This is a genomic window from Poseidonibacter sp., from assembly GCF_041821165.1.
Taxonomy (GTDB): Bacteria; Campylobacterota; Campylobacteria; order Campylobacterales; family Arcobacteraceae; genus Poseidonibacter.
The window spans coordinates 1-23,905 of sequence record NZ_JBGUES010000007.1 but is presented as its reverse complement, the minus strand read 5'-3'; the positions used below and the strand labels follow the sequence as shown (position 1 = coordinate 23,905).

The 23,905-nt window shown below is 27.1% G+C and carries 24 protein-coding genes and 1 pseudogene; 2 read left to right on the top strand and 23 right to left on the bottom strand.

Features of this window, described 5'->3' with window-relative positions:
• Positions 1-154: 154 nt before the first annotated feature.
• The 3 genes and pseudogenes from ACERKK_RS01650 to ruvA all read right to left on the bottom strand — a co-directional run.
• A pseudogene (locus ACERKK_RS01650) lies at positions 155-508 on the bottom strand (alpha/beta fold hydrolase); the annotation flags it as partial.
• Positions 509-600: 92 nt separating this feature from the next.
• The gene (locus ACERKK_RS01645) at positions 601-1,641 is read right to left on the bottom strand and encodes a D-alanine--D-alanine ligase (protein WP_373771330.1); all 1,041 of its coding nucleotides are present in this window, start codon (positions 1,639-1,641) and stop codon (positions 601-603) included.
• A gap of 16 nt (positions 1,642-1,657) precedes the next feature.
• On the bottom strand, positions 1,658-2,224 hold the full coding sequence (gene ruvA, locus ACERKK_RS01640) for a Holliday junction branch migration protein RuvA (RefSeq protein ID WP_373771329.1): 567 nt from the start codon (positions 2,222-2,224) through the stop codon (positions 1,658-1,660).
• Positions 2,225-2,319: 95 nt separating this feature from the next.
• Here ruvA and ACERKK_RS01635 point away from each other — a divergent pair, with 95 nt between their 5' ends.
• Positions 2,320-4,506 carry a methyl-accepting chemotaxis protein gene (locus ACERKK_RS01635; protein ID WP_373771328.1) on the top strand — a complete coding sequence of 729 codons (2,187 nt, stop codon included), beginning with the start codon at positions 2,320-2,322 and terminating at the stop codon, positions 4,504-4,506.
• A 52-nt stretch (positions 4,507-4,558) separates the two neighbouring features.
• On the opposite strand, the gene ACERKK_RS01630 is transcribed toward ACERKK_RS01635, so the two are convergent.
• From ACERKK_RS01630 to ACERKK_RS01620, 3 genes are all read right to left on the bottom strand, one after another.
• On the bottom strand, positions 4,559-4,909 hold the full coding sequence (locus ACERKK_RS01630) for a hypothetical protein (RefSeq protein ID WP_373771327.1): 351 nt from the start codon (positions 4,907-4,909) through the stop codon (positions 4,559-4,561).
• A 76-nt stretch (positions 4,910-4,985) separates the two neighbouring features.
• Positions 4,986-6,050 (bottom strand): tRNA pseudouridine(13) synthase TruD, encoded by a 1,065-nt coding sequence (gene truD, locus ACERKK_RS01625; RefSeq protein WP_373771326.1) that lies wholly within the window; start codon positions 6,048-6,050, stop codon positions 4,986-4,988.
• An 18-nt stretch (positions 6,051-6,068) separates the two neighbouring features.
• On the bottom strand, positions 6,069-6,890 hold the full coding sequence (locus ACERKK_RS01620) for a thiamine-phosphate kinase (protein WP_373771325.1): 822 nt from the start codon (positions 6,888-6,890) through the stop codon (positions 6,069-6,071).
• Between the two features lie 139 nt (positions 6,891-7,029).
• Between ACERKK_RS01620 and ACERKK_RS01615 the strand changes: the two genes are divergently transcribed.
• Positions 7,030-7,416, top strand: a complete 387-nt coding sequence (locus ACERKK_RS01615; RefSeq protein ID WP_373771324.1) for a class II SORL domain-containing protein — start codon at positions 7,030-7,032, stop codon at positions 7,414-7,416.
• Positions 7,417-7,481: 65 nt separating this feature from the next.
• On the opposite strand, the gene ACERKK_RS01610 is transcribed toward ACERKK_RS01615, so the two are convergent.
• From ACERKK_RS01610 to ACERKK_RS01530, 17 genes are all read right to left on the bottom strand, one after another.
• A complete protein-coding gene (locus ACERKK_RS01610) occupies positions 7,482-9,221 on the bottom strand; it encodes a polysaccharide biosynthesis protein (RefSeq protein ID WP_373771323.1) in 1,740 nt (579 codons plus the stop codon).
• A 14-nt stretch (positions 9,222-9,235) separates the two neighbouring features.
• Complete coding sequence (gene rfbC, locus ACERKK_RS01605; RefSeq protein WP_373771322.1) at positions 9,236-9,808, bottom strand: dTDP-4-dehydrorhamnose 3,5-epimerase; 573 nt, start codon at positions 9,806-9,808, stop codon at positions 9,236-9,238.
• Entirely contained in the window at positions 9,805-10,767 is a 963-nt protein-coding gene (locus ACERKK_RS01600; protein ID WP_373771321.1) for a glycosyltransferase family 4 protein, read from the bottom strand. Before ACERKK_RS01600 ends, rfbC begins: the two co-directional genes overlap by 4 nt.
• Positions 10,764-11,960 (bottom strand): glycosyltransferase family 4 protein, encoded by a 1,197-nt coding sequence (locus ACERKK_RS01595; RefSeq protein ID WP_373771320.1) that lies wholly within the window; start codon positions 11,958-11,960, stop codon positions 10,764-10,766. The genes ACERKK_RS01600 and ACERKK_RS01595 overlap by 4 nt, the downstream gene beginning before the upstream one ends.
• Positions 11,953-13,086: a non-hydrolyzing UDP-N-acetylglucosamine 2-epimerase gene (wecB, locus tag ACERKK_RS01590; protein ID WP_373771319.1), complete on the bottom strand. Its 1,134-nt coding sequence runs from the start codon at positions 13,084-13,086 to the stop codon at positions 11,953-11,955. Before wecB ends, ACERKK_RS01595 begins: the two co-directional genes overlap by 8 nt.
• 2 nt (positions 13,087-13,088) lie before the next feature.
• Positions 13,089-14,198 carry an NAD-dependent epimerase/dehydratase family protein gene (locus ACERKK_RS01585; protein ID WP_373771318.1) on the bottom strand — a complete coding sequence of 370 codons (1,110 nt, stop codon included), beginning with the start codon at positions 14,196-14,198 and terminating at the stop codon, positions 13,089-13,091.
• A 1-nt stretch (position 14,199) separates the two neighbouring features.
• On the bottom strand, positions 14,200-15,219 hold the full coding sequence (locus tag ACERKK_RS01580) for a polysaccharide biosynthesis protein (RefSeq protein ID WP_373771317.1): 1,020 nt from the start codon (positions 15,217-15,219) through the stop codon (positions 14,200-14,202).
• Positions 15,212-16,000: an AglZ/HisF2 family acetamidino modification protein gene (locus ACERKK_RS01575; RefSeq protein ID WP_373771316.1), complete on the bottom strand. Its 789-nt coding sequence runs from the start codon at positions 15,998-16,000 to the stop codon at positions 15,212-15,214. The genes ACERKK_RS01580 and ACERKK_RS01575 overlap by 8 nt, the downstream gene beginning before the upstream one ends.
• Positions 16,000-16,611 (bottom strand): imidazole glycerol phosphate synthase subunit HisH, encoded by a 612-nt coding sequence (hisH, locus tag ACERKK_RS01570; RefSeq protein ID WP_373771315.1) that lies wholly within the window; start codon positions 16,609-16,611, stop codon positions 16,000-16,002. The genes ACERKK_RS01575 and hisH overlap by 1 nt, the downstream gene beginning before the upstream one ends.
• Positions 16,608-17,750 carry an N-acetyl sugar amidotransferase gene (locus tag ACERKK_RS01565; protein ID WP_373771314.1) on the bottom strand — a complete coding sequence of 381 codons (1,143 nt, stop codon included), beginning with the start codon at positions 17,748-17,750 and terminating at the stop codon, positions 16,608-16,610. Before ACERKK_RS01565 ends, hisH begins: the two co-directional genes overlap by 4 nt.
• The gene (locus ACERKK_RS01560) at positions 17,740-18,249 is read right to left on the bottom strand and encodes a CatB-related O-acetyltransferase (RefSeq protein ID WP_373771313.1); all 510 of its coding nucleotides are present in this window, start codon (positions 18,247-18,249) and stop codon (positions 17,740-17,742) included. The genes ACERKK_RS01565 and ACERKK_RS01560 overlap by 11 nt, the downstream gene beginning before the upstream one ends.
• A gap of 116 nt (positions 18,250-18,365) precedes the next feature.
• Positions 18,366-19,058 carry a hypothetical protein gene (locus ACERKK_RS01555; protein ID WP_373771312.1) on the bottom strand — a complete coding sequence of 231 codons (693 nt, stop codon included), beginning with the start codon at positions 19,056-19,058 and terminating at the stop codon, positions 18,366-18,368.
• A 429-nt stretch (positions 19,059-19,487) separates the two neighbouring features.
• Complete coding sequence (locus ACERKK_RS01550) at positions 19,488-20,840, bottom strand: hypothetical protein (protein WP_373771311.1); 1,353 nt, start codon at positions 20,838-20,840, stop codon at positions 19,488-19,490.
• Positions 20,837-22,111: a lipopolysaccharide biosynthesis protein gene (locus ACERKK_RS01545; protein ID WP_373771310.1), complete on the bottom strand. Its 1,275-nt coding sequence runs from the start codon at positions 22,109-22,111 to the stop codon at positions 20,837-20,839. Before ACERKK_RS01545 ends, ACERKK_RS01550 begins: the two co-directional genes overlap by 4 nt.
• Positions 22,112-22,150: 39 nt before the next feature.
• Complete coding sequence (locus tag ACERKK_RS01540) at positions 22,151-22,777, bottom strand: PIG-L deacetylase family protein (protein WP_373771309.1); 627 nt, start codon at positions 22,775-22,777, stop codon at positions 22,151-22,153.
• On the bottom strand, positions 22,778-23,476 hold the full coding sequence (locus ACERKK_RS01535; protein WP_373771308.1) for a WbqC family protein: 699 nt from the start codon (positions 23,474-23,476) through the stop codon (positions 22,778-22,780).
• The coding region (locus ACERKK_RS01530; RefSeq protein WP_373771307.1) for a hypothetical protein at positions 23,469-23,905 on the bottom strand (437 nt) is incomplete at its 5' end. The genes ACERKK_RS01530 and ACERKK_RS01535, both read right to left, overlap by 8 nt.

Below are 23,905 nucleotides of genomic sequence, written 5' to 3'. Positions count from 1 at the left end.
ATTCTAAAGATGTTGCAGTATCTTTTTGCCCCCAAAATATTAATGCATTATTTTTAAAGTTTTTAAAGTTTTCACTAAAATCTTCATTTACAACATTTTTAAAAGTTGCATACATTTGTTCATTCATACTGTTTACATCTGAACTTCTAAACTTTTTTGTTAGATTTCTTAAGCCAAGAGCATTAAAAAGTTTTGCACTAGCAATTTTCATTTTAACATTGAATGACTTTTCTTCTAAAATTCCAGCTGAACTAAGAAGAACAAGATTTTTAGGATTTAATAATGTAGCAACTTTACCACCATAAGAGTGACCTGCAATTACATCTTTACTAGAGTTAAGAAGTTTTAAAAAAGCATCTGTGATTTTTACATAATCAAAAGTTTCTAGTTCATAATCATTTGAACTTTTACCAAAACCTGGCAAGTCAATATAAATATGTCTAAAATCTTTTAAAAATGGAGAAAAAACATTTTTCATAATCTCTTTATTTGAACCCCAACCATGCAAAAAGATTATATCTTTTGTACATGATGGATTTACAATTTCATAAGAGATGTCAAATGACTTATTATCAACAGTTAAACTTTTTGAAGCCAAAATTATTTCCCTTTGGCTGCATGAATTTTATTTACATATTCATAAGTAACTGGTATTTGTTTTTTCTTTGGTAAATTATTTGCAACGCTTGTAAATAAAGTATTAAAATCTGTGAATAAATAGTTTGCCATTGAACCTGGAATTGAATTAATTTCATTTAAATAAACTTCATTATCAACTACAAAAAAGTCACATCTAATAATTGAACCTTCAAATAAATTATTATAAATTCTTTCAAAAGATTCTTTTACTTTATTATTTAACTCTTCACCTAAATCAACTTCTTTTGCTTTTGATGTTCTTGAAAAGTCTAGATATTTTTTATCAAAATCTAAAAATTCTGCTTTTTGTGGTTCTTCAATAATTGAAAAATTAAACTCTCCATTTACTTTTGTTCCTGCAAGGTTATACTCTTTAACACCTGAAATAAATGGCTCAATAATAATTGCATTATCAAACTCATATGCAACATCTAATGAGTATTCTAATTCTTCTTGAGTTTTTACTATTGATACTCCAATTGAAGAACCTAATTTTACAGGTTTTACAATCACAGGGAAAGAATCAACTACAACCTTATCACCCTTTGTATAGTATTTATAATCAATAGTTTTAACATTTACAGAAGATGCATAACCTTTTGTTAAAAACTTATTAGAACTAACTACACAAGCTTCAGTTCTTGGTGCAATAAAAGGGATATTATAAAATTCTAAAACAGAAGATAAAATACCATCTTCACCATCACCACCATGAGAAAGATTTAAAACAACATCAAAATCAATAGTTTTTTCTTTTGAAAGGAATCCACCTTTTTTAACAAAACCATTTTTAACAATAGTTACCTTATCAAATTGTTTGTATTCACCTGAACTAAATAGTTTAGATTTTATTATATTTGTAGGGATATGATAAAAATCTCTATTTTCATCTAAAAATATATATGTTAATTCATGATTTAAAACATCTTTCATTGCAATTGAACTTACAATTGAAATTTCATGCTCGAAACTTACCCCACCAAAAACTATAACTACTTTCATTAATTTCCCTTGATTTCTATTTTTGTAATTTTTTTAGTGCTTCTTTTACAAGATCACTAGTATTTGTTGATACACAAGTTTTTAATACTTTTGAAACAACATCTTTTTTGAATCCTAAAGATTCTAATGCAAGAGCAGATTCAAATGATGCTGATAAAGATGAATTTTCTTCACTTGATTCATTTGAATCTACTATAAATCCAGATAATTCAACTAATAATCTACTTGCACCTTTTGGACCAATTCCTGGAACTCTTTTTAACATTGAGACATCATTGTCATTTACTATTTGAGAAAAAGACGAAGGAGTGAATGTAGAACAAATTGCAAGTGCAACTTTTGGCCCTACTCCATTTATTTTTATAACTGTATCAAAAAGTTTTTTTTCATTTGGATCTAAAAATCCATATAAGGATTGAGAGTCTTCTCTAATAATTTGTGTGATTTCTAATTGTATTTCATCATTAATAATTTTTGAACTACAATTAATTGAAACAAAAACTTGATAAATAATGCCATTCACATTAATATTTAATAATGTTGGCTCTTTTTTTATTACTTTACCGATAAGGCCTACTATCATATACTTCTCTTAATTTAAAAAAATTTAGCTAATTTAATATTCAATAAACTAAATTCATTATATAATAATTTGACTTAAAGATAAAAGGTAGGATCATGTTAGAATTAATAACAAAAAAGATAAGCAATAAGATAATATTTTCATTGTTTATCCTTATGACGCTTGGAAGTATTACCGTTTCCTTTTTTATTACAGAGAAAGTTTCAAATGATTCTCTTATAAAAACAAAAGAAAACTTAGAAATGCTAAATACAGCAATGTTCCAAAGTCTTAGAAATGCTATGAATACGGGTGATCCTGCTCAAATTAAAAAAGCCGAAGAAGAAGCTAGCCATATAAAAGGTGTGCAAAAACTTACAGTTGCAAAAAGTAAACCTTTAATAGATATGTATTCATCAGGTTCACCATTTACTCAAGATCCTGATATTATTGAAACTTTTAATACAAAAGAACCAAAACTTTTAGAAACAGAAGATGAAAATGGTCATAACCTAAGAATGATAAAGCCTATGATTGCAGCACAAGAGTGTTTAATGTGTCATGCAAATCAAGCAGAAGGTGATGTTATTGGTGTTATGGACTTAACTTTCTCACTTGAAGAATCAGATAGTCAAATAGCTGAACTTATCGTTGATATTCTAGTTATTTCAACAGTTCTTGGTTGGATTACAATTGGATTAGTATTTTTAATCGTTAAAAGAGCAACAAATCCTATTGAAAGTTTAAAGAAAGGTTTTGAGAACTTATTAACTTCAAATGACCCAAATATTACATTAGAAGTTAAATCAAAAGATGAAATTGGTGAAGTAGCACAATTATTTAATTCATATATGAAAAAAGTTAGAGATGGTCTTAAAAAAGATGAATTAGTAATTGAAGAAGCTAGTGATGTATTAGAAAAAGCAAGTAATGGATTCTTTGTATATCAAGTAAATCAAACTGCTTCAAATCCTCATGTTGAAGATTTAAAAAATAAATTAAATGAAATGATTAAACATACAAAAGATACAGTTGATAGAATCAATGAAACACTAAGAAACTATTCTGAATCAAAATTTGATTATAAAATTGATGATAATGGTATCTATGGTGATTTAGGTTCTGTTACAGCTGGTATAAAATTAGTTGGAAATAATACATCTGAAATTTTAGCAATGATTATGAATACAGGTGATAGCTTAAATGAAAATACAAAAATTTTATCAACTGCTTCAAATCAATTATCTGTATCTTCAAATCAACAAGCAGCATCTTTAGAAGAAACAGCAGCAGCACTAGAGCAAATAACAGCTAATATTCAATCAAATACACAATCATCTGTAAGAATGTCACAATTAGCTAATAGCGTTACATCTTCTGCTCAAGTTGGACAAGATCTAGCAAATAAAACTGCTGCTTCAATGGATGAGATAAATAAACAAGTTACATCAATTAATGAAGCGATTGAAGTTATTGATCAAATTGCTTTCCAAACAAATATTTTATCATTAAATGCAGCTGTTGAAGCAGCAACAGCAGGTGAAGCTGGAAAAGGCTTCGCTGTTGTTGCACAAGAGGTAAGAAATCTTGCAAATAGATCAGCAGATGCAGCTAAAGAGATTAAAAATATTGTTGAATCTGCAACATCAAAAACTAAGCAAGGTAAAGAAATATCTGGAAATATGATTGAAGGTTATAAACAATTAAATCAAAATATTTCTAATACTATTATTACAATTGAAGAAGTTGCAAATGCATCTAAAGAACAAGAAAGAGGTATTATCCAAATAAATGATGCTGTAAATACCTTAGACCAAGCAACACAAAAAAATGCACAAGTTTCAGATGAAATTTCTAATATGGCAAATAATATTTCTGCTATGTCAAATTCACTTGTAACAGCAGCTTCAAGAGCTTCATTTATAGAAGATACTTTAGAAAAAGTTTGTGATGTTGATTTAGTTTATGATACAGCAGAATTAAAAGTTGGTATTTTAAATACAAAAGATGAAGTATATTCACAATTAGGAACATATAAATCATGGTCTATTAAAAAGAATACTCACTTAGAAGAGTGGTTAAAAAATCATGTTAGTTCTGGTAAAAAAGTTGAGATGCAAACTGTTGAAGCGATTAATGAATTTACAAATAAGTTCCATAACGAGCTACAATCTTTAGTTATCGCAAATGCAAATAAAGAAGATAATGTTACTTTAAATAAAAAAGCTAAAGAAGTTGAAACTAATGCATTAAGAATATTTGGGAATTTAAATAATTTAAAAAGAGATGCTTGTAAAAAGTAGATAAAAAAAGAATAAAAGAAGTTTAAACTTCTTTTATTTGAATACTAAAAAACTAAGACTGCATTGATTTTAATAACTCTTCTAATTCATCTTCACTAAGAACATCATCTGAACCAATACTTTTAGCACTTGAAGCAAGATTATACTTACCTCTATCTATATTATTATGTTCACATACGAAATTTACTACTCTTTCAATCTTTTGTCTATGTAAATCTTGATGTTGAAGTAAACCTAATGAATTTTCTATTTTATTTGAAATGTCAGCTTTTTTTGTAGTACAAATATCTGAATCAGATAATGTTTGTTGTATTGATTCTAAATCCTCATATATTAAATCGGCGTTATTTTCAGATTCTTTAATCACGTCGCATAGTTCACTAATTAACTCTTCATACTTCATATATATCCTTTACTAACCTTGTATGAAGAGTTTAACTTATTTTTACTTAATCATTATATAATTTTTTTGAAAATTATTAATGAATTATTTCAGCAATTAGTTCAGTTGCATAAGAACCTTTTGGTAAGAAAAATTGTAATTCCATCCAATTTTTTTCTTCTTTATAATTACTCTCTACTTCTGTTGGGAAAATCCAAGCAAATCTTCTTGCTCCATCTTCTCCTGTTTGCTCTTCAAACTCTTTTTCTATTTCATAAGCTAGACCTTCAGAATTTTTAACTCTTGTACCAGCTAATAGTCCAGTTGGTACTCTATCTCTATCAAAAAACTTATCTGATTCTGTTTCTAAATCATCAATAGTAAATATTTTTCCAAATGGATAATGAGATAATAAATCACCAGTCATAATCTTAAGAGGATGTTTTTGTTTTTTCATTCTTTTTACTACATCAAGTGGTAAATTTAATCTCTCACAAATCTCTTTTGGTTCAAAAGCATCAACAAGTTTTGAAATTTCAATTCTTTTTGAAAGCCAAGAATTAAAAAGATAACTTTGATAAGAGTTGATATACATTTGTTTTAAATTTCTTCTTTTTTCTTTAAGAGTACCTTCAATAATAGCTTTACCCTTTTTATAGTTATCTCCCTCAATTCCAAATCTTTGGAATCCAAAATAATTAGGCATACCATAAGTTACAATTTTTCCAAGAGCTTCTTCTATTTTTCTACAATCAATAAGATTTACTCTTTTTAGTCTAATGAAGAATTTATTACCTTTTAAATGCCCTACTTTTATTTTATTATTATGATAAGTAGTATTTAAAATTTTAATATTTGCATGATTGAAACTTTTTAATTTCTCTTCATATTTTTTATTAATAGAAATACATTGTATTGTCATTGCATTTTTATCTTTTAAACCTGCATAACCAATATCTCTACTTTTACATCCTACAAATTTTGCAATTATTTCTAATGCATCCCATGTTGCTAAATCTTTTTTTCTTATTTTTAAAATAAGATGTTCACCTTCACCTGAGAATTCGTATAATGGTTCTTCTGTTACAACAAAGTCGTCCTTTGTTTGTTTAAATACTACATCAATTTTAGAGTGACTTAGATATCTTTGTAAGTTGTTCAATATTTTTCCTTGTTTAATTTAAAAATGGTGGTTTTTGCTAGTTGTTGTATATTTACCTTCTATTGCTTTGGCAAATATATTTAACTCAACATTATGTTTTTTTGCTATTTTCTCTATTTTTTTTCTATTCTTTTCTTCAAATGAAAAAAGTATTTCATACTCTTCTCCTGATGTACCAATATCATCATCTATTTTTTCAAAAAAATCAAATCCAACCTTACTTGCTTTTGATAATCTTTGTAGCTCAAAAAATAATCCATCTGAAATATCCATTGAGGCACTTATATATTTTGATGCTTCATAAAAAAACTTTGGATTTAAAATTGGTTTGATAAATTTTGATTTTTTATCTATTTTTTTATTTTTAAAAAGCTTATTTAAATCTTTTTTACTAGAACCTAAAGTACCAGTAAAACAAATCAAATCATCTTTTTTAACTCCTGATCTAAATATTGGTTTTTTAGTTTTTGAAACAATAGTAACTGATATATCTAACTTTTCATTTGCTATTGTATCTCCACCAATTATTTCAATATCAAATTCACATGCTGCTTTTTTAAAACCTTTTGATAATTGTTTTAACTCTTTATTTGTATATGATTTAGGAATAGCTACACTTAATAAAGCATATTTAGGATAAGCATTCATTACAATTGCATCTGAAATATTTATTATCATTGATTTATATGCAATTTGCTCTAAGCTTAGCCACTCTTTTTTAAAGTGTACATTTTCAAAAAAGGCATCCATAGAATATACCCATTTTCCTATAACTGCACCATCATCACCTATAACTTTATTACTTGAAAACTGTTTTATAAAATAATCTTCTTTATTCATTCGTGATTATACCAAATATGTCCAAAATTTACACTACTACTACTTTTTTGGATAATTTTTCATATAGGATAAAAAATATCCTATTTAATTTAATAAAAATTGTAGTATAATAATCTTAATAAAAAAACTAGGAGAATTTATGCCAAAAATTAATAAATATGTAGATATTGATACTGTAGAAAGAGAAGCAAAAAAAGATTTAATTGATAGACACTCACCGTTCATTCACTGTAATGATACTGCAAAAGCAGGTGAGCCATTTGAAGTAACTGTTAAAATGGGTAACGAATACACTCATCCAGATGATTTCGATCACTATATTGAGTCTGTTTCATTATTTAACGGAGATGTTTTATTAGCAAAAGCTTCTTATGTTCCAGGAACATTAGGAAATGTTAAAGCTCATAATACTACTACTTTCACAATTATTCCAAACGGAAAAAAATTAAACTTAGTAGCTCATGGTTACTGTACTAAACATGGTATCTGGGAAGGTACTCCTGTAGAAGTAGCTGTAGAAGCGTAAGCTCTAAGCACATCTATATATAAAAAGGTAGGAGTTTTAACTTCTACCTTTTTTTATTGTGTATTCTAATTATTCAACTTATGATCAAACTCTGGAACTATCTCTTTTAAGACTTTTATCTTATCTTTTTTTACAAGTAACTTTTCAATCTTCTCATTTAACTCATCAATATCAAAATGAGTAGGACTTGCTACTGTTATTGATTCGTATTGTGTTTTTTTATCAGAATCATTTATAAGAAGCTCTTCATATAGTTTCTCACCAGGTCTTAATCCACAATAATCAATACCAATATCATCACGTCCTGATAACTCTATCATCTTTTTAGCTAAATCTACTATTTTAATAGGTTCTCCCATATCAAGAATAAATATCTCACCACCTTGTGCAATAGCACCTGCTTGAAGTACAAGCTCACAAGCTTCAGGTATAAGCATAAAGTATCTTGTGATATCAGGATGAGTTACAGTGATATTTTTACCTTGTTCTATTTGTGATTTAAACTTTGGTATTACACTTCCGCTACTTCCTAGAACATTTCCAAATCTTACTGCTACTATCTCTGTATCTTTTGAATCTACATTTTGTGCATATAATTCACAAATTCTTTTTGTAGTACCCATAACATTTGTAGGACGTACTGCTTTATCTGTTGAGATTAGTACAAACTTTTCTACACCATACTTGATAGCTGTATCAATACAGTTTTTTGTACCAATGATATTGTTAGATATTCCTTCTAAAATGTTATCCTCAACTAGTGGCACATGTTTATAAGCAGCTGCATGTATTACAATCTGAGGTTTATACTTACCAAATGTACTCTCAAGATAGTTTATATTTCTAACTGTTTGCATAACAGGTACAACTATACTAGAGTTCAATTCATCTACAATACTATATAAATTATACTCACTATGGTCAAGTAGTATTAGTTGTTTTGCACCAAACTTTTTACATTGTCTACTTATCTCACTACCTATACTTCCACCTGCACCTGTGATTAAGACTACTTTATCTTTGATAAAAGACTCAATCTTTGCTGTATCTAAATCTTTTGGATGACGTGCAAGTAAATCTTCTACTGTAATATCTTTTAGTTGCTTTTTATAGTCTTCATCACCTAAGATATTTTCAAGCGATGGTAGTACTCTAACCTCTTTAAAAAATGGTATTGTATCTTCGTAAATCTCTTTGATTCTATCTTTTGATGCACTTGGCATTGAGATAATTAAAAGATCATATTTTTCTTTATTTGCCCCTAATAGTTTTTTTAGCTTTTTGATTGATAAAATACTAATAGAATCTATTGTTCTTTTATGAAGAACTTTATCATCATCTATAAAGTACTTGATTTTATATTCACTATCTTTAAACTCTTCTTCAAGTTTAATACCTGCTTTTCCAGCACCATATATCACCAAAGTTTTTGTTTTAGCTAAATTGCTTTTATTTACTAAAAAATAGTATAAATACATAGCAAAGTTTATACTAAATAGATAGAAAAACAACTCAGATACTAAAAAAGCAAATCTAACATGACCATATAAAAAAGGCAAATACAGCCCAAAAGCCACAATATAAACAAAACTCTTAATCAAAAAAGTCTTTTGACTAACCTTTGACCAAGAAAGCGAATAATCTCTAAAGATAAATATAGAAGCCAATATCCTAATAACTAAAATAACCCCAACACTATACCAATCAAAAGAAATACGAAAAATAAACGATGTCCAAAAAAATGTAAAAAGAGTAAGTGATATAATCACTAGAAAATTTAAAGCTCTTTTATCAACTGAAAACATATAAACTCCAATATTTAATAATAATTTTCATTGTACTTAAAAGCAGATGTAACTTCACTAAATAAAGGCAAGTTTTCATCAGCAATTGAAAGTATAGAATCTTTTTTATCAATTTTCCAATCAATACCTAATAAAGAGTCATCATATCTAACCCCAATACTTTCCCCTGCTGCAAAATATCTATCTATTTTGATATTTACCACAGCTTTGTGGCTTAATACTACAAAACCATGCAAAAAACCTCTTGGAATAAATAGCTGTTTGTGATTTTGACTGCTTAGTTCTAAAGAAATAGATTTTCCATATGTAGGAGAGCCTACTCTAAAATCAACTGCAACATCTAAAATCTTACCATCTAATACAGATACTAATTTTGATTGAGAGTATTCTAAAGTATTTGTATGAAGAGCTCGTATAACACCATAATCACTAGATAGTAGATTGTCTTGACAAAACTCTACATCAAATCCTACAAAACTATTAAATGATTCTTTTTTAAAAGACTCATATACAAACCCTCTATTATCTTTATGAATCATAGGTTCACAAAGTATAAGCTCTGGTATCTCTAGTCTTGTATATTTCATACAAACTTCTTCTTATTATCTACAAATCTATAAGAGAAATAAAGCAACACCAAAGAAACAAAAAAACTAATAGCAATATTAGATATAAAATAAACTAAGCCAAAAATCAATATATTTAATCCAATAGAAAAGTTTGTAACCTTAAAGTGACTCCAACCTGATTGAGTAAGTCTTTGGTAGGCATGTTTTTTATGAGCTTGTGAAAGTTTCTCACCATTTAGCTTTCTTCGAACTAATGTAATAGTAGCATCAAACCAAAACAGACCAAATAGTGTAATCCATACCCATAAGTTTGAACTCTCTATATTTGCATAATAAAGTGTAAAAATAGCTATATTATACCCAAGAAGAGTACTACCTACATCTCCCATAAATATCTTCGCTTTGTTCCAATTCCAATATAAAAAACCTAAAACAGATACAGCCAATACAGCAAAATGAGCATCACCAAATAGTATCAGTCCTGATATACTTAAAAATACAAATTCACTTCCCACATAACCATTTATACCATCAATAAAATTAGTTAAGTTAATAAACCAAATTATCATAAAAAATGCAAAAATATTTGTAAAAATAGAAAAGCTTATGTCAAATATACCTAAAGTTATAGTATTCAATCCATCTAAAAAATATAGTCCAAATATCGATACAAAAGATTGTAATATAAGTCTTAATTTTGGACTCAATTCATATATATCATCAAAAAAACTAACAATACTAATAATAATACCAACTAATAGTGCATAAAAGAAATTTGACTCAATTTGATTTGAAAAATATAAATAACTCAAACCTATAAACCATGTAATAGATATAGCTATACCTCCTCCATGTGGAGTAGGAACAGTATGAGAACTACGTTCTGTTACTTCTGCTATTAGTGATTTTTTAATTGCATAGTTTTTTATAAAATAGGTAAGCAAAAATGAAATTATAAATAAGAGAATATATATCATATATTTTCCTCAAATAATTTTGAATATTTGTTAAGAATTAAATCTTTAGAAAAGTAATTTACAACTACATCTCTTGATCTTTTTCCTATTTCTTTATACAAATCAGACTTCATACATATTTCATCAATTTTGCTCGCTAATTTATTTTTATCACCTGGTTCAACAGACCATCCAATATTAAATTCATTTATCACTTGCGCAATTTCAGATTGTTCATCTCCAATATATAATAAAGGTTTTTGAGCTGCCATATTCGTATATGACTTACTTGGAACACCCAATCCATACATTGATTTATTTAATGAAATAATTGATACATCACAAGCATTTAAAAAATCATTTTGCTCGGAAAGAGGATATGACCCACCATAAACTACTTTGCCATTTTTATTACTGTCAATAAAACTTATTATCTCATTTTTACATGCTCCCTCACCAATAAAAAGTAATATAAAATCTTTATTCTTAACAAGATTTGATGCTTCTAATAATGTTGTAATTCCTTGAACTCTACCAAGGTTTCCTGCAAATAAAAATACTTTTTTTGTTTCTATCCCTAATTTTAGAAGGATTTTATTTTTATTTTTTGCTTCATAGCTAATATTTTCATAATTACACCAATTTTGAATTAAAAAAATTCTTGTTTTTGTACTGATTTTCTGAGACATTACATCCTGCATATCTCTGCCTATTACAATTAATCTATCTGACTGAGAATACGACCAATCAAATATCTTTTTAATAATTTTATAAAAAAAGTTTTTTTTAGAAATTATATTTGCAGAAACAAGATTTTCAGGAAAAACATCATATACCAATATCGTATATTCGAAATTTATAAATTTTCTAAATAACGATATTATTGGAAGTAAAAAAGCAGGATTAGTTGTTATAAGAACTCTATCATGCTTTTTAATTAATGAAAATGCTTTTAAACTAAGCTTTGTGGTTAAATTAAGAAATTTTAAAATACGCATTATCAGATTATTACTATTTAATCTACTCTCTTTTAAACGAATGACTTTATCTTCAAGACTTGATAATTCTGTATTTCCATTTAATTGTGAAGTACAAACTATTTTAACATTCTTGTTAGTAGTTGCTAATCTTTTACTAATCTCAGTTAACAAAAAAGCATCTGTTCTTTCATTTGGATAAAAATATTCACTTATAATTATAATTTGTTTATCCAATTTTCTTCCATACCGTTTTGTTCACATAATCTGTATAAGATAAAATTATTCGTAAAACTTTTTCTGAAACATTAGGCATACTATAATCAGCAACATTTCTCAAAGTAATTTCTTTTTGTGTAGTTAATATTTCAAGCCCTTGGAGTATCCTTTCTTTTTTTAATCCCACCATCATAACACTTGCTTCTTCCATAGCTTCTGGTCGCTCATGTGCTTCTCGTATATTTAAAGCCTTAAATTGTAATACAGAAGATTCTTCACTAATAGTTCCACTATCACTTAATACTGCTTTTGAATCTTTTTGTAACTTCACATAATCATTAAAGCCCATTGGTTTCATAAGTGAAACCAATTCATTAAACGTAATATTAAGTTGTTCAATTTTATTTCTTGTACGAGGATGTGTTGATATAATAATTGGAAGATTATAAATATCAGCTATTGTATTTATAGTATTAACCAAATCTAAAAAGTTTTTATCACTACTTATATTTTCTTCTCTATGTGCAGAGATTACAAAATATTTACCTTTTTCTAACTGTAATTCATCTAATATAGTTGAACTCTTTATATCCTCTAATTTATTTGTAATTACTTCATACATAGGGGAACCAGTTTTTATAATCCTATCAGCAGGTAATCCTTCTTTTAATAAATATTCTCGTGCAATATCACTATATGTAAGATTTATATCAGAAGTATGATCTACTATTTTTCTGTTTGTTTCTTCAGGTACTCGTTGATCAAAACATCTATTTCCTGCTTCCATATGAAAAATAGGAATATGTCTTTTTTTAGCAGGAATTGCACATAAACAACTATTAGTATCTCCTAAAATTAAAACGGCATCTGGAGCTTCTTTTTCCATTATAGGATCTATCGCAATTAATATCTTACCAATTGTTTCAGTAGGACCTTCTCCAGCTGCATCTAAAAAATAATCTGGCTTTCTTAAATTAAAATCATTAAAAAAAACTTCATTTAATTCATAATCATAATTTTGGCCTGTATGGACAAGTATATGTTTAATAGCATTTGAATTTTCTAACTTATCAATCACAGCAGAAAGTCGTATTATTTCTGGTCTTGTACCTACAATTGTCATTACTTTTAATCTATTTATCATTTTTATACCTTTAGAAAATTTGTATCTGGAGCTTTTTCATCATAGTTTTCATTTGCCCATATTAGTAAAATCATTTCATCATCACCTGTATTTGTAATATTATGAGTGTACCCAGGTATCATTTCAACTATTTCTAAATTATCAGCACTTACATTATACTGTACAATTTCATCCGCAAATATATCACGTAACTCAATTAATGCTTTTCCTTTAATAACCAAAAACTTTTCATTTTTAGTATTATGATAATGATTCCCTCTTGTAATACCTGGTTTTGTTGTTGAAATACTCAATTGTCCACTATCTATAGTTTTTAATATTTCGTAAAATGTACCCCGATTATCTTCATGTCCATTTAATTTATATGAAAATTTATCTTTGGGTAAAAAGCTTAAATATGTAGCATTTAAAACCCGTTCAAATCCGCTAGCAATATTTGGAATCAATAATGTATCTCTACTATTTTTAATCTTGTACATTAGTTCTTCAATTTCGCCTAATGTTTTCACATAAGTTTTATTTATTTTACAATAAATACTATTATAACTATTATTTAAATACAAATGATCAATAAAAGCATGCACCACATCACCTATATATACTAATTCTAGTTGTGTATCTTTATTATTGACTTGAATCTCAATATTTCTAGTAAGATTATAACACCAAGTAGCTATTACAGAGTTGTAATTTGGCTTAGACCATTTACCAAAAACATTCGGCAACCTATATATAAAACAATTTACCTTATTATCAATTGAATAGTTTTCAATTATATTCTCTGCTTGCTCTTTACTTTTAGAATAATCACTAGCATTACCCACTTGTGTTGAAGAAGAAAATAATATTGGAACTTTTTTATCTAGTTTTTCTAATGATTCTACAATATATTTTGTAAAATTAAAATTACCATCATAAAATTCCTTAATATCTGAAGGTCTATTTACTCCAGCTAAATGAAAGATAAAATCTGATTCCTCTATCATAGAATATAACTCATCTAGTGTATTTTTTTTATTATATTTTATAATCTCTATATGTGGCATTTTAGATAAAGTAACTATCAGATTTTTAGCAATAAAACCATTAGAACCTGTAATTAAAACTTTCATATTAAATTAAACCAAATTCATTTAATTCATCTTTTATCTCATGCAAATTAAGAAGCAATTGAGTTAACTCTTCTTCATTTAATCTATGAGTATTATGAGAGTGATATTCACCTGCTTGTGTAACTATTTCCTCTCCATTTTCTACAAATTTGTTATAATTCAAATCTCTCGTATCTGCAGGAATCTTATAATAACCATCCATATCTATAGCATGTACCATCTCTTCTCTTGTTAATAGTGTTTCATACAATTTTTCACTATGTCTTGTTCCTATTATACCTATCTTATGATTTGGTTTTTTAAACATTTTACTTAATGTTGAAGCTAAAAGATCAACTGTTGCTGCTGGTGATTTTTGCACAAAAATGTCTCCATTTTCTCCGTTCTCAAAAGCAAATAACACTAACTCTACTGCTTGATCAAGACTCATCATAAATCTCGTCATAGCAGGATCTGTGATTGTGATATCTTTATTATTTTTAATTTGATCTATAAATAATGGAATAACTGAACCACGGCTAGCCATTACATTACCATATCTAGTACAAGCAATCATTGTATTATCTATATTTCTACTTTTTGCAACGGCAACTCTTTCCATCATAGCTTTACTTACACCCATTGCATTTATAGGGTATACTGCTTTGTCAGTACTTAATACAATCACTTTTTTTACATTTGCATCTATTGCAACATTAAGTACATTTTCTGTGCCAATTACATTTGTTTGAACAGCTTGCATAGGATAAAACTCACACGAAGGTACTTGTTTTAAAGCTGCTGCATGAAAAACAAAATCAACACCACGCATTGCATCTACTATAGAATTTATATCTCGTACATCACCCAAATAAAACTTTAATTTTGAATTATTATACTCTTTTCTCATATCATCTTGCTTTTTTTCATCTCTTGAAAAAATTCGTATCTCTTTTATATCAGTATCTAAAAATCTTCTAAGAACAGCATTTCCAAATGATCCTGTTCCACCTGTGATTAGTAGCGTTTTATTTTTAAACATTTTGTACCTCTATTTTGCAATTTTTATGTAGTTCTTCTTTTTCATCTCTTTTTGGATAGTTAATTAAAACTGCTCTGTATTTACCTTTAAAAACAAATAAACTTCCAGCAGCACAACCAATAATACCAAAATTATCTATTAATACTTTAATATCAGATAGAGATCCTGCACCACCAAGAACAGTCATAGGGACATCAATTAATGGCTTAATTCTTTTTATTAGACCTAAATCATATCCTTTCATTATTCCATCATTATCGATAGAGTTAATAACAATTTCACCAACACCTGCTAATTGTAGTTCATTGATAAGTTTTTCTAAATTTACTTTAATTTTTTTTGTACCATTATGTGTAAATATATCATACCCACCAAGTATTCTTTTTTTAACATCTATTACAACCACAACACTTTGACTTCCAACTTCTTTTGCAATACTTGTTATTAATTCCAAATTTTCTATTACTGAAGAACTAAGTGCAATCTTTTCAACACCAAGATTAAATATTTTTGTTGCTTGCTCTATTGTTTTAATACCTCCTCCATAACACAAAGGCATTCTACATTCAGAAGCTAAATTTTCTATCATTTTATAATCTGGCTCTCTATTTTCAACTGTAGCATCAATATCTAAAACTATTAATTCATCTGCTTCTTTTTCATTAAATATTTTTACTGCATTAATTGGGTCACCAACATATTTACTATCTTTAAACTTAGTTGTTTTTACTAATCCTTTTTTATGTACTAAAAGACAAGGAATAATTCTAGGAGTCAACATTATATTTTTCCAAAATTTTTAAGAATCTGAATACCATTATGATGGCTTTTTTCAGGATGACATTGTATTCCATAAATATTTTCATGATTCACTATGGATTCAAATTTATCTCCATATATTGAAGATGCTAATACATCCGTTAGATTTTCACACTGAAAATAAAATGAATGCAAAAAATAATATCTAGGATTATCCTCAATGGAATCAAATATTCTATTTTTCTTTTCAATATTAACTGTATTCCAACCCATATGTGGTAAAGGACAATTCTTTATTTTAGTTTTATCAAACTTTTTTACTGTAGCATCAATCCAACCTAATCCTGGTAAAACACCCTCTTCACTACTATTTGCAAGCATTTGCATCCCTACACAAATACCAATAACTGGTATTTTTTTTTCTAAAACAAGTTCATCTAGTTTTTCTCTCATTCCCGAATTTTGTAAACTAATCATTGCATGGTCAAAAGAACCAACTCCAGGTAGAATAAGTTTTGTTATATTTTCAAAATCATTACTATTTTTTAAAATTCTATATGACATATTCAAATTTTTATATATATTTGAAAAAGCTTTAATATTTCCTACTCCATAGTCTATTATTCCAATCATCGAAATAACCTTTTCTCTAAACCTAATAACATCATAATATTAGCACCAATTCCTATCAAAAATCTTTTATTTTTATAGTCTTTAAAGGTTTTATTCTTACCTTCAAAGATTGCAGTTAATTCCTTTGTACTGATATCTAATTTATTTGCAACATATTCAAACTCTTTATTTAAAAAATCTTCACTCATCTCAGGACTAGATATTCGCAATAAAGCATCCTCTTTGGTCATTTGACCTGTCATTACTAAACTAGAAAAATGTGCCCTTCTTTTTTCATATCCAAACTTTTTCGGTAACCAATAGTCTTCATAAAATCGAGTAAATCTTGATTCATGATGTTTATGCTTAAATTTTTTCCAACCATACAAACTATTAAGAGTATCTTCGGCATCTTTCTTTTTAAAATCAACATAATCAAGCGGTTTGAAAACATTCATTTTATATATATATTTATACAGAATTTTATATTTTAAAATATCAACAATTGGAAAACTACTTAGTGGATTTTTACCAAACTTTGAATGAATATCTTTAATTAAAGTTTTATCAATTCCAGGAAATCCACCCCATTCTTCAGGTTCTCGACAACACTCAGTTGAATAATTCCCTCCTGTAACAACATACTTAATTTTATATTTACGTGCAAATTTATACAACGCAGAAAAGAATGAAATATCTTGTGGTAGATCTTGATCTGATATTTGTGATTTTAAAAATGATAGTTGTAAATCTTTCATCTCTTCCCAGTTAATCACTTCGGTATATAAATCAAGACCAAGACCATCTACTAATTTTTCTATATTTTCTACAGCTTGATCCGTATTCCAACCTGCATCAACATGAAGAAGTAATGGTCTCAAACCCATGACATTTTTAGCAATATGCGCAGTATATGAGCTATCTAGTCCACCACTTAGTCCTATAATACAGTCAAAATCTCTACCCTCACCATCTTTTTTAATCTTTTCTGAAATTGCCATTAATTCATCAGTTCTATTCGCACCATATTGCCATTCTGGTAAGATATTAGTTTTAAAATTCTGACAATAATCACATTCTCCGTTTTCATCAAAATTTATATGAGGATCAGATGTATCCATTATACAAGATGTACAAATTTGATATTCATTATCTTTCATTTTTAGCTCTCCTATTTTTTATTTCATTTATAAACATTGTTGGTTCTTTAACATATTTTGCGTAACTAATTAATTCTTCATCACCGAATGTCCACCATTCTAATTTTTCTAAGTTAGTAATTATTTCAGCATTATATCTCATTTTAATTAATTTTGATGGATTCCCTGCTACAACTGAATAAGGTAAGACGTCTTTTGTGACAACGCTTCCCATCCCTATAACTGCGCCATTACCAATTTTCACACCTTGTTTGATTAAACAATTTTGTCCTATCCAAACATCATGACCTACAGTTGTTATTAAACTTTTTTCTCTTTTATGCTCTGAATATTTAGTATGAATACTATCTTTGCCTTCATAAAAAACTGGTGAAGTAGAAACCCAATCAATAGGATGCATCTCTCCACCAATTATAACGCCATTTGCAATCGAAGAAAAAGAACCAATTTTCACATTTATCATCTCACAGTTATAACCACAAAAACTGTGTTTATCCATCTGAACATTTACCATATTACAGCCAGATTCAATTTTCGAAAGTTTATGTATATCACAATCTTTCAATGCGCTTAATCGTATTTTTTTTAAAACTTTTGACCAAATATAACTTAAATTCATCTATTTTCCTTTGTACTTTTTTTAGTTATTGAGAATAATATTACAAGAAAGAAAGAATCAAATAATGAAGGAAACAACAAAGGCTCACTCACTGCTCTCATCAATATATTATAAATAATCAATAATATTATCCAATTTATCAAGCTTCTATTAAAAACTACATAAAATGTTTGTTTTAATACTACATATAATAAACCCAATAAGTAAAACAATCCAAAAATATGATGTGTACGGATATAGGATATATGTGGATTATTATCGTATAATGTTGCAATTACAGTATTTTCATAAGAAACACCAAAAAATAAATTCCATGCATGCAATTTTGATATATACTCTTGTGCAATATAAATTCTCGGATTTTGAATACCTTGAGAAAGTTTTGTGGACATAAGAAAATCATATATATAAGGACTGAACATAATAATTACAAAACATAAAAGTACTATATAAAACAATTTCCATTTTCTATTTACACTATAAAAAAGAAAAACTAAATTGATAATCAACAGTATCAGAACAAAAAGTATCGAACCTCTGCCGTACCCTTCAATCACAATATATAAAGAAAGTAAAGTAAGTAGAATAGAACTTTTATTTTTTAGTTTCATTCTTAATGCTGTATACATACCTAAAAGAATATTTAAAAAAGAGGTTACACCATTTCCACTCACTTTGCCATCTATCATATAATCGAGCCTATAAGCGTCTTCATACATACCTACTGTACTATAAATGTAAAGTAAAGTTATTCCAGTAAAAGTAAAAAACAAGTATTTTATTGCAAAATAGAAATATTCTAAATTTATATCTTTTAAAAAAACAATAGAAAGAACTATTGACCATATTGTCAATAAAAAGTACACGGCTGTTGAATAATTATTAATAATAATAAAAGGTAAGGAAAATACAATTAGATAAATAAATAAATAATAAAGAGAAAATTTATACTTTCCAAGGACATATAAAAGATATTTATTTTCTTTAATTATAAGAAAAAAAGAACTCAACAAAAATATTATAAATGCATAAATATTCATATATAGAAAAGAAAAAAAAGAACTCCAGACTATTAATAATATAAGTACTTTTGATGAAAAAACTAGATTCATATTCTATTAGATTCCTTTATTGTTTATTAAATAATTTTTTAATTGATTTATATGTAAAATAGTAATATTTGTAAAAAAATTTAATGGATTAAATAAATCATCTTCTATAAAGATAAACTTTCCAAATTTTCTAAAATCATAATATGCACTTGAACATGTTGCAAAAAATCTATAATTATTTCTATTCGTATTAAATTCTTTAATTTCTTTAATATTATTATATTTTGATAAAAGAGTATCTTTTTCTTCTTTAAGACAATTAGGATGAAACTTTATAAAAACATTATTTGTATCTACAGTATTAAAAAGGGATAAAATCTGATTTTGAAGTTGTGATTCGTATAGTAAACCATACGTAGCGAGATTTTGATGAATAAAGACATAAGCATTTTGAAGTTCACTCTTTTCTTTTCTTTCAGTATAAAAATCTTTCATATATGTACTATATTCAATTTTTTTGTCATATTGTTCATAAAAATTTTTTTGTATCTCATTGATAACTTGAAATTTAGTATATATATTGTACGGATTCAACATTCCCATCCCATGGGCAACATTATGTACATGTTTATTTTCTTTTATGAGTTCATTATACAAAGCAGGTACGGCAGGAAGAAATTCATCTGAAGTATAAATTGTATTGAAACCTAAAAATTCTTTACTATGCTTTTTCATAGCTGATACTTCATACTCTAACAATGACAGATCTTTTTGCTTCTTTGTACTTAAAAAAATCTTCAATAGTTTTATAAAAGAGTAAGGAACTCCCATAAATGTAACGTTACTATTTTCTTTATAACATCTTTTTATAAAATGTATACTTCTACGTAGATTGATTCCAAAAGGATAAATAAATATTGAAGAATGATCTACTACCTCTTTATGTAAATGAAGATCATGCTCCGTCCATGCTCGTATAACAGAAGAAGTTTTTGGGATCTTCTTATTTATAAAAAGTCTAAAAAAATTATTTATAAAGAATTTAATAACAGCATTTCTAAATTGTGCTTTATCTATATAAGAAATCTTAAAATTTTCATTTATTATTTCAATATCATAGTCAAACAATTTACTGAAACTATTATCAATAAAGTCAGTATTTATTATACGAATTTTTTTTGTTTTAGACAGTAAAACTAACGCGGTAATAATTTCAATTTTAATTGATCGCAAAGATAATATATTGATAAATATCTTCCACTCCAAACTATTTGGTTCCAATTTATAATATTTTTCTATAATATGTCCGCAAATCTCTATTCTATATGTATCATTTTTTACCATTGTCATTGGAAATACTTTATTAAAATCGTTGACTAATACTATTTCACCATCATCAAATACAATATAGTTTTTCATTTATTATTTTCCTTTAAACTGATTACTTGTAACCAAGGCATTGGATAATACTTATTTGCAAGATACCACACTAGAAAAAAAGTAATCGCATAACTTATAACTCCAGCCTGTGCTGCACCTAGTAATCCATTTAACTTAATTAAGTATACTAATAAAAACAGATGAATTATAGATACACCAAATGTTACATACGCTAAAACATCCGTTTTTTTAATAAAAAACAAATAATTAGTAACCATATAATACATACCATCAAAAGCAAATGCAATTGCGAAATATATAATCAATTCCGATGAACTTACAAAACTTTCCCCTAAAATAATAGGAATCAATAAAGTACTTATATAAGAAAATAAAAATGCAAAAATCAATATACCCACAAAATATAAGTAACTAAATTTTACTATTTTTACTTTATCCTTTATCGTTGGAGAATTTGATAAAACTCTGAATAAATATGGCGCCCATGCTTTATTAAATGCTGCTACTAAAACTCCAATGACCATCCCTACTTGAAATCCAACTGTATAGATTCCAGTAGCTACAGAACCTAAAATACTCATAATAATAATTCGATCTGCACCTGTTTTCATTACTCCGGATAAGGCATGTGGGATTAAAGGGATCCCAAATTTTAAAGCATCTACAATATACGCTTTATTTATAGTAAAACGTAAATATCCTCTTTTAACAATAAAAATAAAACTTACTATAGAAAAGAACAATGTACCTAAGGTAATTGCTAAAAACTGACCTTCCCATTTCATATCATAAACAATTACAAAAAAAAGTGTTAAAGCAGTGATAATTACTGTTTGAAGTATTTGGTAAATACTATATTCTTTTGGTCTTTGTTCTACAATCCATAAGATAAGATTTATTGTAGTTAAAAATTGTCCATAAGCTAATAATACAGCAACAAACAACCATTCTATAGTTAAAGATAAGTTTTCCAAAATAAAAGAATGAAACAATCCGATAATGATAAAAACAAACAATGTAGATATATGGAGTAATACTATACAATTACCAATATATACTTGAAGTTCTTCTTTAGTTAACTTAAAATAATTAACATTTATAGCCCCTTGAATATTTAATCCAGTAAATATTGCGAATACAGAGATACTCACTGTAAATATAGAGATGAGACCATAATCTTCTGGTGTTAAATATCGTGTTAAAATTGGTAACAATAGAAATAATGTAGCTTTATTTAATGTATCACCTAAAATATATATTATAGAATTTTTTAAAAGTTTATTTTTCATTACTTATATCATTTCAACATATAGAATAGTAAATATAGTTTAGTCTAACCATTTAACAACTTCAAAAATTTCAGCTTTATCGACACCAGTTCTTTGTCCAGCATTTTTTGCTTCATTTTTAAAAAACTCAATCCATTTACTCCCTGTTCTTTCCATTTCGGACTCATGAGCTTGAATTGCTTTTTCTTTTAATTTCCAGAAATTTGAAATATCAACATAAAAATTACCTTTAAAATCTAAATTTGAATGGTACCAGTTACTTCGGTACAATAGTTGTCTAGGAACATGTCTACAGCTATGTAAAGATGCTCTAGCTACTGCTTGATGATCATGGTGTATATCACCCATCCAATGAGAATAAACAGTATCAATTTTCTTTTCTTCTACAATTTTAAGTATTTCAAGATTTAAATCATCAGTAAATTCAACTTGTAAAGTTTTAAAACTACCTTTTATAAGTTTTACACCTAATACCTTCATGGCATTTTCACCTTCAAGTGTAGCTTTAGCATCTGATCTAATCTCAATATTTTGGTGATTTGTAAATCCAGATCTTGTAGCTACATAAGCATATACAGTATCACCATTTGCCACATGTTTTGCTAATGTACCGCCACAACCTAACTCTATATCATCAAAATGTGCCCCTATTGCTAATATATTCATCTATATACCCCTTAATATTTTTCTTGATTTTTCAATACCACAATTAAAAAGCAAATCAATACTACTTAAGTACGGCATAAATTCTCCGTGCAATTGTGGATATACTGGATGATTAAAATCTTGCCATATTACTTCAATATTGGCATCATCAAATGGCTTATTATCATGATAATCCTTTGCCCCCACTCCAGATAAATAATGACTAGCCTCTACTTGTGTTAAAATTTCAACTAATCTTTCACTTTTAGTCTTAGTAGTTTTTAAATCAGAAGAATATTTTATTGCAATATTTATATCAAATAATTTTATAAGCATCTGTATAGAAGCCATATTAAATTCAGATAAGTTTTTACATTCAATAGAATAAAGTTCCTCCAGATAAGGAAAAATCTCTTTGAAATATTCAGATTTTCTATAGTTTTGTTTAATAAGGTCTAGATTCTGTTTTTTCCAGTCAATAGTATCATTGAGTAAAATATCATTAATTTTTGTACCAGTAGGTGATTTTTGAATAGTAACAGTAAGCCATTTATCCCCATTTTGTGTTTTTATCTTATCCCTATTCATCCAACTTTGACTTGTACCTTTTACAAATTGGACATCATCAAGTACAATATATAAATCAGCATATAATAAGCGGTGAAAAAAGCCTATATATGATAAAAAATCGGGTTGATGTATAACTACTGTTTTATTCATTTTTCATAATCTCCTTGTATATTTTTTCAGCTCCCATAGTATTAAGTTGGTTTATTCCATTTTTACTCATCGTTACAATATCTAAGCTATTTAAGTTTGAAAATAAACGTTCATCGATATCTTTGTAATATCCTAGAAACTTTGATGCACCTATACTATCTAAGTATTCTCCATTTTGAATTTCAAATAATTCATTTGCAATAATAAGACAAACAAGACCTGCAGCATTTGCTTCAAATGGTGTTACTCCACCACCTGTGATAGCAAGATCATATTTAAAAAACTCTTCAATCATTGATGGAACAAAATTGATAACTTCATAATCACTACAAATAAGTTCCTGCAGTTTTTCAGTATCTTGAAAAGAAGGACCTACATGAATAGTAGCTTTAATTTTGTGTTTTTTTAACAACTCTAATACTTTTATAG

What these genes read in the sequence shown, in the direction of transcription:
- ACERKK_RS01580 (WP_373771317.1), bottom strand. Translation starts at nt 15,219, where the DNA reads ATGTTTAAAAATAAAACGCTACTAATCACAGGTGGAACAGGATCATTT.
- ACERKK_RS01610 (WP_373771323.1), bottom strand. Translation starts at nt 9,221, where the DNA reads ATGTTTTCAGTTGATAAAAGAGCTTTAAATTTTCTAGTGATTATATCA.
- ACERKK_RS01585 (WP_373771318.1), bottom strand. Translation starts at nt 14,198, where the DNA reads ATGAAAGTTTTAATTACAGGTTCTAATGGTTTTATTGCTAAAAATCTG.
- ruvA (WP_373771329.1), bottom strand. Translation starts at nt 2,224, where the DNA reads ATGATAGTAGGCCTTATCGGTAAAGTAATAAAAAAAGAGCCAACATTA.
- rfbC (WP_373771322.1), bottom strand. Translation starts at nt 9,808, where the DNA reads ATGAAATATACAAGACTAGAGATACCAGAGCTTATACTTTGTGAACCT.
- ACERKK_RS01535 (WP_373771308.1), bottom strand. Translation starts at nt 23,476, where the DNA reads ATGAATAAAACAGTAGTTATACATCAACCCGATTTTTTATCATATATA.
- ACERKK_RS01540 (WP_373771309.1), bottom strand. Translation starts at nt 22,777, where the DNA reads ATGAATATATTAGCAATAGGGGCACATTTTGATGATATAGAGTTAGGT.
- ACERKK_RS01615 (WP_373771324.1), top strand. Translation starts at nt 7,030, where the DNA reads ATGCCAAAAATTAATAAATATGTAGATATTGATACTGTAGAAAGAGAA.
- wecB (WP_373771319.1), bottom strand. Translation starts at nt 13,086, where the DNA reads ATGATAAATAGATTAAAAGTAATGACAATTGTAGGTACAAGACCAGAA.
- ACERKK_RS01560 (WP_373771313.1), bottom strand. Translation starts at nt 18,249, where the DNA reads ATGGATAAACACAGTTTTTGTGGTTATAACTGTGAGATGATAAATGTG.
- ACERKK_RS01620 (WP_373771325.1), bottom strand. Translation starts at nt 6,890, where the DNA reads ATGAATAAAGAAGATTATTTTATAAAACAGTTTTCAAGTAATAAAGTT.
- ACERKK_RS01545 (WP_373771310.1), bottom strand. Translation starts at nt 22,111, where the DNA reads ATGAAAAATAAACTTTTAAAAAATTCTATAATATATATTTTAGGTGAT.
- ACERKK_RS01635 (WP_373771328.1), top strand. Translation starts at nt 2,320, where the DNA reads ATGTTAGAATTAATAACAAAAAAGATAAGCAATAAGATAATATTTTCA.
- ACERKK_RS01555 (WP_373771312.1), bottom strand. Translation starts at nt 19,058, where the DNA reads ATGATAGATGGCAAAGTGAGTGGAAATGGTGTAACCTCTTTTTTAAAT.
- ACERKK_RS01600 (WP_373771321.1), bottom strand. Translation starts at nt 10,767, where the DNA reads ATGATATATATTCTCTTATTTATAATTTCATTTTTGCTTACCTATTTT.
- ACERKK_RS01575 (WP_373771316.1), bottom strand. Translation starts at nt 16,000, where the DNA reads ATGTTGACTCCTAGAATTATTCCTTGTCTTTTAGTACATAAAAAAGGA.
- ACERKK_RS01645 (WP_373771330.1), bottom strand. Translation starts at nt 1,641, where the DNA reads ATGAAAGTAGTTATAGTTTTTGGTGGGGTAAGTTTCGAGCATGAAATT.
- ACERKK_RS01565 (WP_373771314.1), bottom strand. Translation starts at nt 17,750, where the DNA reads ATGAAAGATAATGAATATCAAATTTGTACATCTTGTATAATGGATACA.
- ACERKK_RS01550 (WP_373771311.1), bottom strand. Translation starts at nt 20,840, where the DNA reads ATGAAAAACTATATTGTATTTGATGATGGTGAAATAGTATTAGTCAAC.
- hisH (WP_373771315.1), bottom strand. Translation starts at nt 16,611, where the DNA reads ATGATTGGAATAATAGACTATGGAGTAGGAAATATTAAAGCTTTTTCA.
- ACERKK_RS01630 (WP_373771327.1), bottom strand. Translation starts at nt 4,909, where the DNA reads ATGAAGTATGAAGAGTTAATTAGTGAACTATGCGACGTGATTAAAGAA.